This is a genomic window from Alkalibaculum bacchi, from assembly GCF_937875145.1.
In the GTDB taxonomy this organism is placed as follows: Bacteria; Bacillota; Clostridia; order Eubacteriales; family Alkalibacteraceae; genus Alkalibaculum; species Alkalibaculum bacchi_A.
Genome location: NZ_CALNCS010000215.1, coordinates 24,561 through 38,782, shown reverse-complemented (window position 1 = coordinate 38,782; position 14,222 = coordinate 24,561). Strand labels below are relative to the sequence as shown.

At 33.9% G+C, this 14,222-nt stretch carries 16 protein-coding genes; all 16 read left to right on the top strand.

All coding sequences use genetic code 11. The annotated features are described in order from the left end of the window. Positions 1-212: 212 nt before the first annotated feature. The 16 genes from Q7P22_RS12760 to Q7P22_RS12685 all read left to right on the top strand — a co-directional run bounded on the left by Q7P22_RS12760 (position 213) and on the right by Q7P22_RS12685 (position 14,149). Positions 213-539, top strand: coding sequence for a DUF2508 family protein (locus Q7P22_RS12760; protein WP_303864730.1), 327 nt, complete (start codon positions 213-215; stop codon positions 537-539). Between the two features lie 50 nt (positions 540-589). After that, positions 590-883 carry a pro-sigmaK processing inhibitor BofA family protein gene (locus Q7P22_RS12755; protein WP_303864728.1) on the top strand — a complete coding sequence of 98 codons (294 nt, stop codon included), beginning with the start codon at positions 590-592 and terminating at the stop codon, positions 881-883. Positions 884-1,332: 449 nt separating this feature from the next. Beyond that, positions 1,333-3,060 carry a phosphoenolpyruvate--protein phosphotransferase gene (ptsP, locus tag Q7P22_RS12750; protein ID WP_369695539.1) on the top strand — a complete coding sequence of 576 codons (1,728 nt, stop codon included), beginning with the start codon at positions 1,333-1,335 and terminating at the stop codon, positions 3,058-3,060. A 12-nt stretch (positions 3,061-3,072) separates the two neighbouring features. Continuing rightward, positions 3,073-3,339 (top strand): HPr family phosphocarrier protein, encoded by a 267-nt coding sequence (locus Q7P22_RS12745; protein WP_303864724.1) that lies wholly within the window; start codon positions 3,073-3,075, stop codon positions 3,337-3,339. Between the two features lie 366 nt (positions 3,340-3,705). Next, on the top strand, positions 3,706-4,071 hold the full coding sequence (locus Q7P22_RS12740; RefSeq protein ID WP_303864722.1) for a YtxH domain-containing protein: 366 nt from the start codon (positions 3,706-3,708) through the stop codon (positions 4,069-4,071). Positions 4,072-4,107: 36 nt separating this feature from the next. Further along, positions 4,108-4,497: a DUF948 domain-containing protein gene (locus Q7P22_RS12735; RefSeq protein ID WP_303864720.1), complete on the top strand. Its 390-nt coding sequence runs from the start codon at positions 4,108-4,110 to the stop codon at positions 4,495-4,497. Between the two features lie 119 nt (positions 4,498-4,616). After that, the gene (locus Q7P22_RS12730; protein ID WP_303864718.1) at positions 4,617-4,916 is read left to right on the top strand and encodes an STAS domain-containing protein; all 300 of its coding nucleotides are present in this window, start codon (positions 4,617-4,619) and stop codon (positions 4,914-4,916) included. A gap of 17 nt (positions 4,917-4,933) precedes the next feature. Then, entirely contained in the window at positions 4,934-5,356 is a 423-nt protein-coding gene (locus Q7P22_RS12725; protein ID WP_303864716.1) for an ATP-binding protein, read from the top strand. A 4-nt stretch (positions 5,357-5,360) separates the two neighbouring features. After that, positions 5,361-6,143, top strand: a complete 783-nt coding sequence (locus tag Q7P22_RS12720) for a SigB/SigF/SigG family RNA polymerase sigma factor (protein ID WP_303864714.1) — start codon at positions 5,361-5,363, stop codon at positions 6,141-6,143. A gap of 155 nt (positions 6,144-6,298) precedes the next feature. Beyond that, the gene (fusA, locus tag Q7P22_RS12715) at positions 6,299-8,338 is read left to right on the top strand and encodes an elongation factor G (protein WP_303864712.1); all 2,040 of its coding nucleotides are present in this window, start codon (positions 6,299-6,301) and stop codon (positions 8,336-8,338) included. Positions 8,339-8,488: 150 nt separating this feature from the next. Then, entirely contained in the window at positions 8,489-8,680 is a 192-nt protein-coding gene (locus Q7P22_RS12710; RefSeq protein ID WP_303864710.1) for a hypothetical protein, read from the top strand. Positions 8,681-8,747: 67 nt separating this feature from the next. After that, positions 8,748-8,954 (top strand): hypothetical protein, encoded by a 207-nt coding sequence (locus tag Q7P22_RS12705; protein ID WP_303864708.1) that lies wholly within the window; start codon positions 8,748-8,750, stop codon positions 8,952-8,954. A gap of 346 nt (positions 8,955-9,300) precedes the next feature. Continuing rightward, complete coding sequence (locus Q7P22_RS12700) at positions 9,301-10,104, top strand: transposase (RefSeq protein WP_303864706.1); 804 nt, start codon at positions 9,301-9,303, stop codon at positions 10,102-10,104. A 33-nt stretch (positions 10,105-10,137) separates the two neighbouring features. Further along, positions 10,138-10,668 (top strand): UvrB/UvrC motif-containing protein, encoded by a 531-nt coding sequence (locus Q7P22_RS12695; protein WP_303864704.1) that lies wholly within the window; start codon positions 10,138-10,140, stop codon positions 10,666-10,668. A 17-nt stretch (positions 10,669-10,685) separates the two neighbouring features. Then, positions 10,686-11,699, top strand: a complete 1,014-nt coding sequence (locus Q7P22_RS12690) for a protein arginine kinase (RefSeq protein WP_303864702.1) — start codon at positions 10,686-10,688, stop codon at positions 11,697-11,699. A 20-nt stretch (positions 11,700-11,719) separates the two neighbouring features. Next, positions 11,720-14,149 carry an ATP-dependent Clp protease ATP-binding subunit gene (locus Q7P22_RS12685; protein WP_303864732.1) on the top strand — a complete coding sequence of 810 codons (2,430 nt, stop codon included), beginning with the start codon at positions 11,720-11,722 and terminating at the stop codon, positions 14,147-14,149. Positions 14,150-14,222 lie beyond the last annotated feature (73 nt).

Genomic DNA, 14,222 nt, shown 5'->3' with positions numbered 1-14,222 from the left:
GACCTAGCAACAGAATCACAAGGGTGGCTAACTTAAACTTGAAATTTGCGAAAAAAGAAAAGATTAAAGCTGAATTATAAAAAGCGAATAAATAGTACCATACTGAAATACCTATATATTAGGACAAAGGATGGTGATATTGAAAATGGGCTTAGTATTAGAAACAGATGCAATGATCAATAGTATAATAGATGGATTTGGAGGGTTTATGATTGGATAAAGTAGAAAAGAATAAAAAGATTGTAATGGATAAAAAGAGGATGAATCAACATGTAGAGACTATTAAAATAGAAATTCAAGCTTTTAAACACAAAAGACAAGCAGAAAAAGAAAAAATACAAACAAAAAATCAAAATAAATACTTTGTCGGATTGATTGAGAAGGCCAAGCTCGAGTTAGAACAGTCAAAAAACTTTTTCACCAATGTAACGGACCCAGACTTAGTAGACTATGCTGCACATAAAATTCTCGCCAATGAATACTTTTACAATTACTTATTAAAGAAAGCCAAAAAAGAAAAGATTAAAGCTGAATTATAAAAAGCGAATAAATATTACCATACTGAAATACCTATATATTAGGACAAAGGATGGTGATATTAAAAATGGGCTTAGGATTAGAAACAGATGCAATTTTAGCTTATTCTATTGGTTTGTTAATCTTATATTTTTTGGGAAGCACATTATTTAAGGCATTCAAAATACCAGTACGCTTCGTTGTGTCCGTCTTTATCAATAGTATAATAGGTGGATTGTTGCTCTTGCTCTTAAATATGTTTAACTTCGATATCGGAGTAAATCCATGGAATGCTCTAGTAATAGGTATTTTTGGGATCCCGGGGCTAATTTTATTAATTGTGCTAAAGTTGATCTTAGCAGTATGAATGGAGATGGTAATAAGGTAACATGTCGTAGGTTGCGGCCTTGTAGCTCCTTTTAGTCGCCACAAACCGCGTCAACCCTAACAGGGTAATACCCCCTTTGGACAAGATAAATGGGTATTACCCTAGGTGGTAAGCAAAACTCGCCTTGGGGTGAGGTAAAAACGTAGACTCTGTCAGGAGTTATACTAAATTGAAGTGAAGAATCTCTACGCATAAACTCTTAGGTACGTACCTAAGAGTTTATGTTTGTCATAAAATATGGACAAAGCATACTAAAGATGAATAATAAACCTGTAAATGGGTAAATAAAATTGAGACGAATTAAGCAATAATCTGCAAACCATTACATGTAGAAAGCCAAAAAAAATTGTGATAGAATATCGAATAGGTTCTTTGTAATACCTACATTAACAGTAGATTATATTATGTTAACAGAAGGAGGAAATGCAGTGAAGGGAATTGGTGCGTCACCAGGCATTGCAATCAGTAAAGCATTCATATTAAAGGATGTTGTGATTGAAATCAATACTGCCAAAATCGAAAACGTACATGACGAATGCGCTAGACTAAAAGATGCAATTGATAATGCAAGACTTCAAATAAATAACATAAAGCAAAAAGCAATCGAAGAATTAGGTGAAGAGGAAGCTAAAATCTTTGATGCTCACTTAATGATTCTAGACGATCCTGAATATACAGGGCAAATAGAACAAGTAATCAATAGTGAAAAAATTACAGCAGAAAATGCGGCAAATCAAGTAACAGAGCAATTTGTAATGATCTTCGGCATGATGGAAGACGAATACATGAAAGAAAGAGCTGCAGATATTAAAGATGTTGGTTCTAGATTAATTCGAAATATATTAGGTGTACAAACACAAAACCTAAGCGAAATTTCAGAAGATGTAATCATTATTGCAAAGGATTTAACGCCATCTGATACGGCACAAATGAACAAACAAAGAGTTAAAGGCTTTGCTACAGATATCGGAGGAAGAACTTCTCATACAGCAATCATGGCTAGAAGTTTAGAGATTCCAGCAATATTAGGATTAAAAAATATTACTTCTAGTGCAAACGATGGAGATATTATTATAGTAGATGGTATGACAGGAGAAGTAATTATTAATCCTGAAGAAGAAGTACTTAAGAGCTACCAAGACAAAAAAGCAGAATATGAAAAATTCAGAAAAGAGCTCGAAGAATTAAAAGAGCTTCCAGCAGAAACAAAAGATGGACATGTAGTAGAGCTCGTTGGAAATATTGGTACACCAAAAGACATCGAAGGCGTTACTCGAAATGGCGGACAAGGCGTAGGTCTATACCGTACAGAGTTCCTATATATGGACAGCGATGAGATGCCAAGTGAAGAAAAGCAATTTAAAGCATACAAAGAGGTTTTAGAAGGCATGAAAGGTATGCCTATCATCATCCGAACTTTAGACATTGGTGGAGATAAAAAACTTCCATATTTACAATTAGAGGAGGAAATGAATCCATTCTTAGGCTTAAGGGCAGTAAGACTTTGTTTTGTTGAAAAAGACTTATTTAAAACGCAACTTCGCGCCATCTTAAGAGCTAGTGCATTTGGAAAAGCACTCATTATGTTTCCAATGATCTCAAATGTAGATGAAGTAAGACAAGCAAAAGTCATTTTAGATGAGTGTAGAAAAGAACTAGATGCTGAAAACATAGCTTATGATAAAGACCTTAAAGTAGGTGTCATGGTAGAAATTCCATCTGCAGCAGTTTGTGCAGATATTATTGCAAAAGAAGTAGACTTCTTTAGCATTGGTACAAATGATTTATGCCAATACACTTTAGCAGTAGATCGAATGAATGAAAACGTAAGCTATTTATATCAACCATTCAATCCTGCAATTTTGAGATTGGTTCATAATGTAATAAAAGCTTCTCACCAACATGAAGGTAAATTCACTGGAATGTGTGGAGAAATGGCAGGAGAGCCTCTTGCAGCATTAATCTTACTAGGTCTAGGCCTAGATGAATTTAGTATGAGCGCGTCTAGTATTCCACAAATCAAAAAGATCATTAGAAGCGTTACATTAAAAGAAGCTCAAGAAATTGCTCAAAAGGCACTAGAGCTTGCAACAGCTGATGAAGTAATGGCCATGGTAACAGAAGAATTAAAGAAATTAAATATTACAATTATTTAGGAGGAAAATCAATTGGTAAATAAAGAGGTTACAGTATTAAACGCAACAGGATTACATGCAAGACCAGCATCAATGTTTGTACAAGAAGCAGGAAAATATAAATCAGAAATCAATATTATTAAAGGCGATAAAAAAATCAATGCAAAAAGCATCATGGGAATCATGGCAGCAGGCCTTTCAAAAGGCACAGTATTAACAATTGAAGCAGACGGCGAAGATGAACAAACTGCATTAGCTGCATTAGTAGCTTTAATCGAAAGCAAATTTGGAGAAGCATAAAAAATAAAAAAATATCCTCGTAGTCCAAGGTGTTGTAGGACAATTTAAGAAAAGCAAGCGGAATACAGAAAATAGTATAAAAAAGGAATCAGTAGCAGGATAAAAACCGCTGTTTGATTTCTTTTTTAATATGCAAAAATTGTTTTACAAAGTGGGTTTCAATACGAAAGAGATAAGCAAAAAGGTAGGAGAATGCTGCTAGGGAAATGACCCAATCATTTTTAAGAAATTTGCATATGTATTTTTAAGTTGTTTATTGTGCATTTACTCAACGTCTTACCACTTAATATAAAAATTTTGAAAAAACTGTTTACAATCCAAATATTGGGGTATAATTTTAAAAAAGTATAAATTGGAGGGGAAATTATGTCTAAAAGTTCAGATTTTATGAGTGGTGTCTTATTAGGTACAATTCTTGGAGGAATCGCTGGTATTTTATTAGCTCCAGAATCGGGAAAAGGCACCATACAAAAATTAAAAGATAAAAGTGAAGATTTTATCGATAATGTTAAAGACTTAAGCAATGATGCCGTGGATCAAATGGGTGAATATAAGGATGAAATAAACGAAAAAGTTGAAAATTTAAGCAATAAAGTATCGGACAAAATGAAATATTACAAAACAGAGTTAGAAGATAAACTAGAGGATATGAAGGATTCAGTAGAAGATGCTATTGACGATATAGAAGAAGAATTAGATGAAGATCCAGATCCTCAAGATACTCAAATATAGCTCAAATACACATAGAAGCTAGAAGGTGAAATAATAATGTTTGAACCAATCCACTTATGGGAAGCGGGTATTCTTTTAATAGGAATTGCCTTTGTAGTAGGTGCTGTATACCTAGCCAAGACGATGAAAAGCTTGACAATAGCTGTAGAGGACATAACTAAAACGGTTTCAGAAAACAGAAAACAAATTGACGATATCATAAAAGATGTTCAGAGCATAACAAATAGTTCGTCGGAAGTAATGGATAGCGTAGAGGAAACATTACACTCTGTAAAGAAGTCTGTCACAGATGTACAAAAAACTGTTGCTACCACAAAGAGCTATATTCTCAGACCAGTCTTAAAAACGCTAAGATATACACATTCAGCAATTGGTATTGTTCAATCACTTACAGGAAAAAGAAGGAAAACAAAGGGTAAAATATGAAGACACGTTTAACGTGTCTCCCTTTTTGAACAATGGTTGAAAGGTCTATATGGCGCATTATGGAAATTAATACACAATAGATTAAAAAAGCACAGTAAGCTTAACGAGGGGGAAGTACTTTGTTATCAATAACAACAAAAATAGAAGAAGATCATTACCAAATTAAATTAAATGGTGAAGTAGATATTTACACTGTGGATCAATTAAAAGAAGCTATAGATGACAAGATGAAACAGAATCCTAAAAAGATTGTTTTTGATTTTGGAGATTTGGGGTACATAGATAGTACCGGCATAGGAGCACTTATAGGAATAAAAGGTAAATATAAGGATACGGACATTAAAATTATCAATTTGCGCTCCAATGTAAAAAAACTGTTTGAAATTACCGGAATTATAAGAATATTTTCAGTTGAATAAGTGGAGGAATTGAAGGAATGGAAAGAATGGAAAAGAATATGATAGTAAGCCTTACACTGCCTAATGCTCCTGAGTTTGTAAGTGTAGCTAGATTAGCTCTATCAGGCGTTGCTGATAGAATGGGATTTGATGTAGATGATATTGAAGATTTAAAGGTTGCTGTATCAGAAGCGTGTACTAATGCCCTTAAGCACGGTAGTAAAAAAGAAGGGGGAAAGTATTTTGTACACTATACAATTAAAGAAAAAAAGCTTATAATCGATGTATGTGACGATGGTAAGGGTATAGATATAGAAAATATAAAAACCCCAGATTTAGACCATCCAAAGGAAAGCGGCTTAGGATTATACATTATTCAGACTCTAATGGATGAAGTAGAAATTACAAATCGAGAAAATAATGGAGCCAGCATACGTATGATTAAAAACATGAGGGAGTAGTTGCATGAGTAAAGGTCTATCGGCTTCTCAAAATAATAAGAGCCTTAATCGTAAGGCGTATATCGATAAGTTATTTAGTGAGTATATAGCTACCAAAGATCATCAATTAAGAAATAAGATATTCGAAGAACACGCCTTTATAGCTGAAATTTTATCAAAAAAGTATGTCAACAAAGGTGTGGAATATGATGATATCTATCAGGTAGCTAGCTTAGGTTTGATTTATGCAATAGAAAGATTTGATCCAAGTAAAGGATTTGAATTTTCAAGCTTTGCTACACCTACCATATTAGGAGAAATCAAGAAGTATTTTAGAGACAAAGAGTGGATTATCAAGGTACCTAGAAGGATACAAGATTCCTATCGAAGAATAAACCAAGCAAAAGAAGAATTGCAACATAAATTGATGAAAGTACCTACAGTAGATGATATAGCAAATTACCTTAATCTCACTCACGAAGAGGTTATAGAAGCTATGGAGGGCAGTTTTGCCTACCAGCCTACATCATTGGATGTAAAAGTATCTAATTCAAACGATGATAGCGACTTGTCTTTATTTGAAGTCTTAGGTTTAGAAGATACAAAAATAGCTGAAATAGAAAATAAAGATTTCCTGCGTACGATATTTGATAACCTGTCAAAATACGATAAAAAGATTATCGTCGACAGATTCTATAATAATAAAAGTCAAAATGAAATAGCAATCGAATTAGGCGTCTCACAAATGACCATATCTAGACTAGAAAAAAAGATTTTTAAAAAATTAAGAGAAAAAATAGCTGTTTAAAATCCTCCTTATTGTGAGGATTTTTGCAACTAAGTTAGATTAAACTATAGATATATGATTTGAAATGATATAAAATAATAATAAGTTCACATTTTAAAAGGTTATAATGAAGTTATACTATAGCAAGATTATTTTGACGAGGAGGAAGATTCAAGATGAAAACGTATCCAACTAGGCAAATAAGAAATGTAGTATTATTAGGGCACAGCGGAAGTGGAAAGAGCACAATCCTTGAAGCGATGGCTTTTAATGCAAAAATGACCGACAGAATGGGAAGAATTGAAGACGGCAATACCTTATCTGATTTTAATCAAGAAGAAATTCAAAGACAAATCTCCATTAGCACATCTATCGTACCGATTGAATTCAAAGACCACAAATTAAATATATTTGACGTGCCAGGTTACTTTGACTTCGTTGGCGAATTAGTAAGTGCAGTAAATGTAGCCAATTGTGCAGTAATCGTCATTGATTGCCTTTCGGGTCTAGAAGTTGGCGCAATAAAAGCGTGGGAGTATGTTCAAGCAAAAAAAATTCCTACCTTTATTTTAGTGAACAAAATGGACCGAGATAATGCACAATTTGAAACCGTTATGGAGCAAATCAAAAACACATTAGGACCTAAGGCGGTTCCATTTGAAATTCCCTATGGAGAAGGGGAAGGCTTTAAAGGTGTACTAAATGCAGTAGATATGACAGGAAGAGAAAGAAGCGGAAATTGCTGCATCGATATTGAATTACCACCAGAGACTTTAAACTCCATATCTCCTTATAGAGAGATGATTGTAGAATCCGTTGCTCAAAGCACAGAAGAGCTTATGGACAAGTATTTTAACGGTGAAGAGCTGACAAATGAAGAAATTCATAAAGGATTAAGAAAAGGGGTATTAGAAGGAGAGTTAGTTCCAATTTTATGTGCCTCTGGTCATTTAAATGTAGGCGTTGAAACGTTAGCAAATATGATTATTGGATTTTTCCCGTCACCAGAAGATATACAAAAAGAAAGAAAAATCTCCTCAGAAGCACCTGCTTCTGCATTCATATTTAAAACTATAGTAGATCCATATGTAGGGCGATTGTCGCAATTTAAAGCCATATCAGGAACTATAAAATCTGGTATGGAACTATTAAATACGAGAACAAATAAAAAAGAAAAGATTTCTCACCTTTATGTTTTACAAGGGAAGAAACAAATAGAAGTAGACAAACTTGAAGCAGGAGACATAGGGGCCTTTTCAAAATTATCCGATACAACTACAGGAGATACCTTGTCCGATCCAAAGGAGCCTGTGAACTATAAATCAATAGAGTTTCCAAAGCCTAATTTATCTATGGCTATTGAGCCAAAGACAAAGGGCGATGAAGACAAAATTGGCGTAGGTCTACAAAGACTACAAGAGGAAGACCCAACTATTAAAGTATATCGAAATGACGAAACAAAACAGACAATTATATCTGGTATGGGTGAAATGCATTTAGAGATCATACAAGAAAAGATGAAAAATAAATTTGGTGTAGATATCCTTCTTAAAGATCCACAGATTCCATATAGAGAAACCATAAAGAAAAAAGCGACTGCAGAAGGAAAGCATAAAAAGCAATCTGGTGGTAGAGGTCAATTCGGTCATGTGCTTGTAGATTTTGAACCAATAGGAACGACAGATATCGAATACGAATTTGTAGATAAAGTAGTAGGAGGAGCTGTACCTAGAAACTTTATTCCTGCGGTAGATAAAGGTTTACAAGAATGCAGAAAAGAAGGCGTTTTAGCAGGATTCCCTGTAGTAGGGCTAAAGGCAACTTTACACGATGGCTCTTACCATTCTGTAGATTCCGATGAAATGTCCTTTAAAATGGCAGCATCTCTATCCTATAAAAAAGGCATGAAAGCTGCAAACCCAGTACTCTTAGAACCTATCTACAAAGTACAAATAACTGTACCAGACCAATATATGGGAGATGTAATAGGCGATATAAATAAAAAAAGAGGCCATGTTCTAGGTATGGAACCTGCCGATAAAGGCCAAAAGATTGTAGCAGAAGCTCCCCTAGCAGAAATGTTCAAATACGCTACAGAACTCCGCTCTTTAACTCAGGCAAGAGGAGAGTTTGAAATGGAATTCGAACGCTACGAAGAAGTTCCAGCAAATATAGCGGAAAAAGTAATTGAAAAGGCTGCGGAAAGCGCAAAGTAGAAACAATTAGAATACGGATTTTATTAAAATTTTATAAAAAACAGGAAATGACGATTTTGTCATTTCCTGTTTTTTTATTTCCGCTATTTGCTCGAATAATTTTATCTAATGTACAAAAGATAAAGCAGACCGAAAGGAAAGGAGATCTAAATGGATAAACATACAGAGAGAAAAAAGAGTGAAGAATTCAAAGAAGCAATGCGTGATAAAACGGTAGGAGAATTTTTAAACGATCAGCTTTATGAACACGGTATAACGAATAAGGGCGATATGTTGTCCCAGGATAATACAAATTATTATCTAAAAGAAAATGAAAAAGAAAATAAAAAAGAAAATAAATAAATAAAAAATAGAAAACTGTCAATAATACTAATGAAAACTATATTAAACAAAAAAAGGAGTCCTTAATATGGAAAGAAACAATAACAACAATAACAACAACAGAAACGCACAAAACACAAGCAACAACAATAACAAAAATACTCAGAACAATAACAACAGAAACGCACAAAATAACAACAACAACAATAATAACCAAAACAACAACAACAACCAAAATACCCAAAACAATAATAATAGAAATGCTCAAAACAAAAACAGAAACAATAACTGCTAATAAAAAAGCAATCTAAATTCATGGATTGGACATAAAGTATTCAATGCGTAAAAAAAAGTTGACAAAAAGAACGGTTCTTTTTGTCAACTTTTTGTTTACTTATAAATAGTATGGTGATAGAATAAGGTATAAGGTAGTCAGCAAAACCTTTAGTCGCCCATAGGCAAAAGAAAGATTCCAACGAACTGTCGGAGTCATCTAAGGTGCATTGAAGGAGCTCTACCAATTAACGATTATGCATACACTGTATACAAAAGGCAGATTCTAGTTTCATAAATCCTTCGAAGAAATCCATGCAAGCTAGCATCTAAGGACCAGTGACTAGTGACTAAAACGAGGTGGTATCTTGTCTAGAGTTCCAAGGGAAATTAGTGATTTATCTTATTATCATGTACTAGTAAGAGGAAATGACAAACAAAAAATATTTTTTGACGACGAAGATAAGGAGAAAATCCTACAAATCTTAAAAGACTACTCTGATGTTGATTTATTAAAGCTACTCGCTTATTGCATACTTGATACCCATGCACATTTCTTGTTAAAAATTGAGAAATACGATATCTCAACCATCATGAAGAAAGTAAATGTCACGTATGCCTATTATTACAATTGCAAATACCAGCGAACGGGTCATGTGTTTTATGATCGATTTAAGAGTTCGTGTATAAGAGAGAAAAAATATATTCTTCCAATAATAAGATTTATCCACAACGGTCCCATTAGTAATGGCATTGTACAAAAACACGATGCTTATAAATGGAGTAGTTATAAAGAATATACCCAGATAAATGATGATGCAGTTATTTTTTATAAAAAAATGATATTAGCTCAATTTGATTCTAATACAAGGGAAGCTGTTCATAAATTTAAAGTATATACAAAAACAGAGAACAAAGATCTGTTTTTAGATGTAAAGGACAGCATTGAAAACAAAATTAATCGCATGTTAGAAATATATTTAGCAAAAAATAATATTAAATTAAGCGAACTGGGGTATAAACAAAATAAGAGTCATCGTACTCATCTGGTTCTAATGTTAAAAAACACAGGAATACTTTCAATACGCAAAATTGGAGAGATACTTGAGTTAAACAGAGGAGTCGTATATAAGATTATTAAAGAGCATTCAGGGGAAGATGAAAACCAGTAAGATTGTAAATTTAACCCCTTAAGGAGGGATAATATGCTTTGTCAAAACTGTAATCAAAAGTCTGCCTCAATCCATATTACGCAGATTACCAATGGTGAAAAAAAGGAGATACATCTTTGTGAGCAATGCTCTTCATTACAGGATACCTATAACATATCCTTTAACTTTCCAAGTTTTATTGCAAACTTTTTAGATTTAGGAGAGTACGCTCAACAATCTAGCGAAATAAATGAAAACAAAAACAATCCATGTGTTTGCCCAGCTTGTGGCATGGACTATGATACTTTTAAAAAATATGGAAAGTTTGGATGCCAGGTATGTTACCATACCTTTCGCTCGCACATCAACCCTATGATCAAAAAAATGCATAGCAAAGATCAGCATATTGGTAAGCTTGTAAAGCATGGGGGCGAAAATTTAAGATTAGAAAGAGAATTGACCAAGTTAAATGCAAAATTAACAAAAGCAGTGGAGCTAGAGGAGTATGAAGATGCTGCAATATACCGAGATAAAATAAAAGCGATTAAAAAAACGATTGAAGAGCAAAATAGTATCAATAGTTAATTCTTCGAGGTGTTAAAATGTCAACAGATTATAAAGAAAAAGATATAGTAATAAGCAGTCGTGTACGATTAGCTCGAAATATTAAGGAATTGCCTTTTGCAGCGATGATTCAAGAAGTAGATAGTAAAAAAGTCATTGGATTAGTAGAAGGAGCTCTCAACAATCAAGATCAATCGATGCCTTCTTTTAATAAAGTGGCGGTTAAAGATTTAAACACAAATGAAAAGCGAATCTTAGTAGAAAAACATTTAACGAGTAAGGAATGGAGCAAGAACGATGAAGCCGCTGTTTTTATTCGCAAAGATGAATGTGTAAGTATTATGGTAAATGAAGAAGATCATATACGAATTCAATGCATATTAGATAGCTTTCAATTACGCCGTGCTTTTGAAATTGCCAATGAAATAGATGATTTATTAGAGGAAAAAATTCGGTATGCCTTTGACGACAAATATGGATACTTAACAGCTTGCCCAACTAATGTAGGAACAGGGATGAGGGCTTCTGTTATGATTCATTTGCCTTCCTTAACTTTAGGTAATCAAATGAACGATCTAATTCAAACATTAGCTCGTTTTGGCATCACAATTAGAGGGATTTATGGAGAAGGCAGTCAATCTTTAGGTGATTTATATCAGATTTCCAATCAAATAACACTAGGACTTAATGAAGAAACGATTATTGGTAATTTACACAATGTAATAAAAGAAATCATCAAAAGAGAAAGAAATGTAAGAAATGAAATGCTAAGCAATAATAGAATATATCTTGAGGACAAAGTTTTTAGAGCTTTAGGAATATTAGAAAATGCAAGAACAATCACTGTGGAAGAAAGTATGAAGCTCATATCTCTTATCCGCTTAGGAACGGATTTAGAGATTATTCAGAAGGATATTTCTGAGATTAATCGATTGATGTTATCTATTCAACCAGGGATTTTATCCCATACTTATGGGATTCCAATAACAAACAAATTAGACAACACCAGGGCAGAGCATATAAGAAAAATTTTAGGGAAAAACAATACATAGGAGGTGGCAAGTATATGCCTATTTTTGGAAGATTTACAGAAAAAGCTCAAAGAGTATTAGTATTATCGCAAGAAGAAGCAAAAAAACTTAATCATAATTATATTGGATCGGAACACTTACTTCTTGGATTAATTCAAGAAGGAGAAGGGGTAGCAGCGATAGCTCTTAAGAATCTAGGTATTAAATATGAAAGTGTGTGTATAGAAATTGAAAATTTAGTAGGTAAGGGAGAAAGAGAAGTTAATGAGATTATTGGCTATACTCCTAGAACAAAGAAAATTTTGGAACTCAGTTTAATGGAAGCGAGAGCTCTAAACCAAAGCTATATTGGAACAGAGCACATTTTACTTGGACTTATTCGAGAAGGTGAAGGTGTAGGCGCCAAAATCCTACTAGATATGAACCTGAGTTTTGAGAAAATCAGAGAAGAAATCATCAAGTTAATGAACAATACAGTAAATCAAAGCAATAAAGGCAATGTAGCAAAAAATAGCAATACCAAGACATTAGACAAATATGGCAGAGACTTAACAGTTATGGCATCTCAAGGTCAATTAGATCCTGTTATTGGCCGTGAAAAGGAAATAGAACGAGTCATTCAAATACTAAGTCGCAGAACAAAAAATAATCCAGTTCTAATAGGAGAACCAGGAGTTGGTAAAACAGCTGTTGCTGAAGGATTAGCTCAAAAAATTGCAGAAGGAAATATTCCTGAAAATCTTAAAAATAAGAGAGTTATTTCTTTAGATATGTCTTCTATGGTAGCAGGTGCTAAGTATCGTGGAGAATTTGAAGACCGATTAAAAAGCGCTATGGAAGAAATAAGAAATGCAGATAATATTATTCTTTTTATAGATGAACTCCATACAATTATCGGTGCAGGTGCTGCAGAGGGGGCCATTGATGCTTCTAATATTATGAAGCCTGCCTTATCAAGAGGAGAATTACAAGCAATTGGCGCGACAACTCTTGATGAGTACAAAAAACACATTGAAAAAGATGCAGCTTTAGAAAGAAGATTCCAGCCAGTAAATGTTGGAGAACCAAGCAAAGAAGAAGCTGTAGAAATATTGAGAGGTCTTCGAGATCGATATGAAGCGCATCACAAAGTAACTATTACAGAAGAAGCCATCAATGCAGCGGTTGATTTGTCTTCTAGATATATTAATGACCGTTATCTACCAGATAAAGCCATTGACTTAATCGATGAGGCGGCTTCAAAGGTTAGACTTTCTCAATTAACAGCGCCACCAGATATAAAAGAAATTGAATTAAAAATTGAAAAACTAGAACAAGAAAAAGAAGAAGCCGTTGCATCACAAGATTTTGAAAAAGCGGCTGAAATAAGAGACAAAGAAAACAAAGCCAAAGAAGAGCTAAAAACCATAAAAGAATCTTGGAAACAAAAGAACAATATTAGCAAAGAAGCTGTCGTAGGGGTAGAAGAAATCGCCGATATCGTAGCGAGCTGGACGGGAGTACCTGTAAGAGAACTGTCTAAAGACGAATCTGCTAGACTCCTAGATTTAGAGGGTATTCTTCATAAGAGAGTAATTGGTCAAGATGAAGCCGTAAAAGCTGTATCAAAGGCTATTAGAAGGGCAAGAGTAGGGCTTAAAGATCCGAAAAGACCAATAGGTTCCTTTATCTTCTTAGGGCCAACAGGTGTAGGAAAAACAGAACTCAGTAAGGCTCTTGCAGAATCTATGTTTGGTGATGATGATGCAATGATACGAATTGATATGTCAGAATATATGGAAAAACATACTGTATCTAGACTCATCGGTTCACCTCCAGGATATGTAGGGTATGACGAAGGCGGACAATTGACAGAAAAGGTTCGAAGAAAACCTTATTCCGTAATCCTACTAGACGAAATCGAAAAAGCTCATCCAGATGTATTTAATATCCTTCTTCAAATATTAGAAGATGGTCGATTGACAGATGGTAAGGGTAGAACTGTAGACTTTAAGAATACTGTCGTTATCATGACATCAAATGTTGGTGCTCATACAATTAGAAAACAAAAAACCTTAGGCTTTGCTACATCTGAAAGCGAATCCGAGAGCCAATACGAAAAGATGAGAACCAATATTATGGAAGAGCTAAGAAAGACCTTTAGACCAGAATTTTTAAACAGAATCGACGAGGTCATCGTATTCCATCAATTAGAAAACAAACACATCCACTCTATCATTGACTTAATGTTAAAACAATTATCAAAACGATTAGTAGAACTAGAAATCGAATTAGAATTTGACCAAAGCGCTAAAGAATTCATTGCTACAAAAGGAACCAATTTAGAATACGGAGCAAGACCACTAAGAAGAACCATCCAAAAGGAAATAGAAGATAGACTCTCCGAAGAAATGCTAAGAGGCAATGTACTCCAAGGCAGCAAAATCAAAGCTACAATAGAAAATGACGAGCTGAAGTTTATTCAAATATAAAAAAGGCACGTATGTGCCTTTTTTATTTAGTAGTGAAATAATCTAAAACGTATATAGAAAAAACCTAAATAAA

Coding starts and splice junctions, on each gene's coding strand:
- fusA (WP_303864712.1), top strand. CDS start 6,299: ATGAAAACGTATCCAACTAGGCAAATAAGAAATGTAGTATTATTAGGG.
- Q7P22_RS12720 (WP_303864714.1), top strand. CDS start 5,361: ATGAGTAAAGGTCTATCGGCTTCTCAAAATAATAAGAGCCTTAATCGT.
- Q7P22_RS12735 (WP_303864720.1), top strand. CDS start 4,108: ATGTTTGAACCAATCCACTTATGGGAAGCGGGTATTCTTTTAATAGGA.
- Q7P22_RS12740 (WP_303864722.1), top strand. CDS start 3,706: ATGTCTAAAAGTTCAGATTTTATGAGTGGTGTCTTATTAGGTACAATT.
- Q7P22_RS12695 (WP_303864704.1), top strand. CDS start 10,138: ATGCTTTGTCAAAACTGTAATCAAAAGTCTGCCTCAATCCATATTACG.
- Q7P22_RS12755 (WP_303864728.1), top strand. CDS start 590: ATGGTGATATTAAAAATGGGCTTAGGATTAGAAACAGATGCAATTTTA.
- Q7P22_RS12710 (WP_303864710.1), top strand. CDS start 8,489: ATGGATAAACATACAGAGAGAAAAAAGAGTGAAGAATTCAAAGAAGCA.
- Q7P22_RS12725 (WP_303864716.1), top strand. CDS start 4,934: ATGGAAAGAATGGAAAAGAATATGATAGTAAGCCTTACACTGCCTAAT.
- Q7P22_RS12705 (WP_303864708.1), top strand. CDS start 8,748: ATGGAAAGAAACAATAACAACAATAACAACAACAGAAACGCACAAAAC.
- Q7P22_RS12690 (WP_303864702.1), top strand. CDS start 10,686: ATGTCAACAGATTATAAAGAAAAAGATATAGTAATAAGCAGTCGTGTA.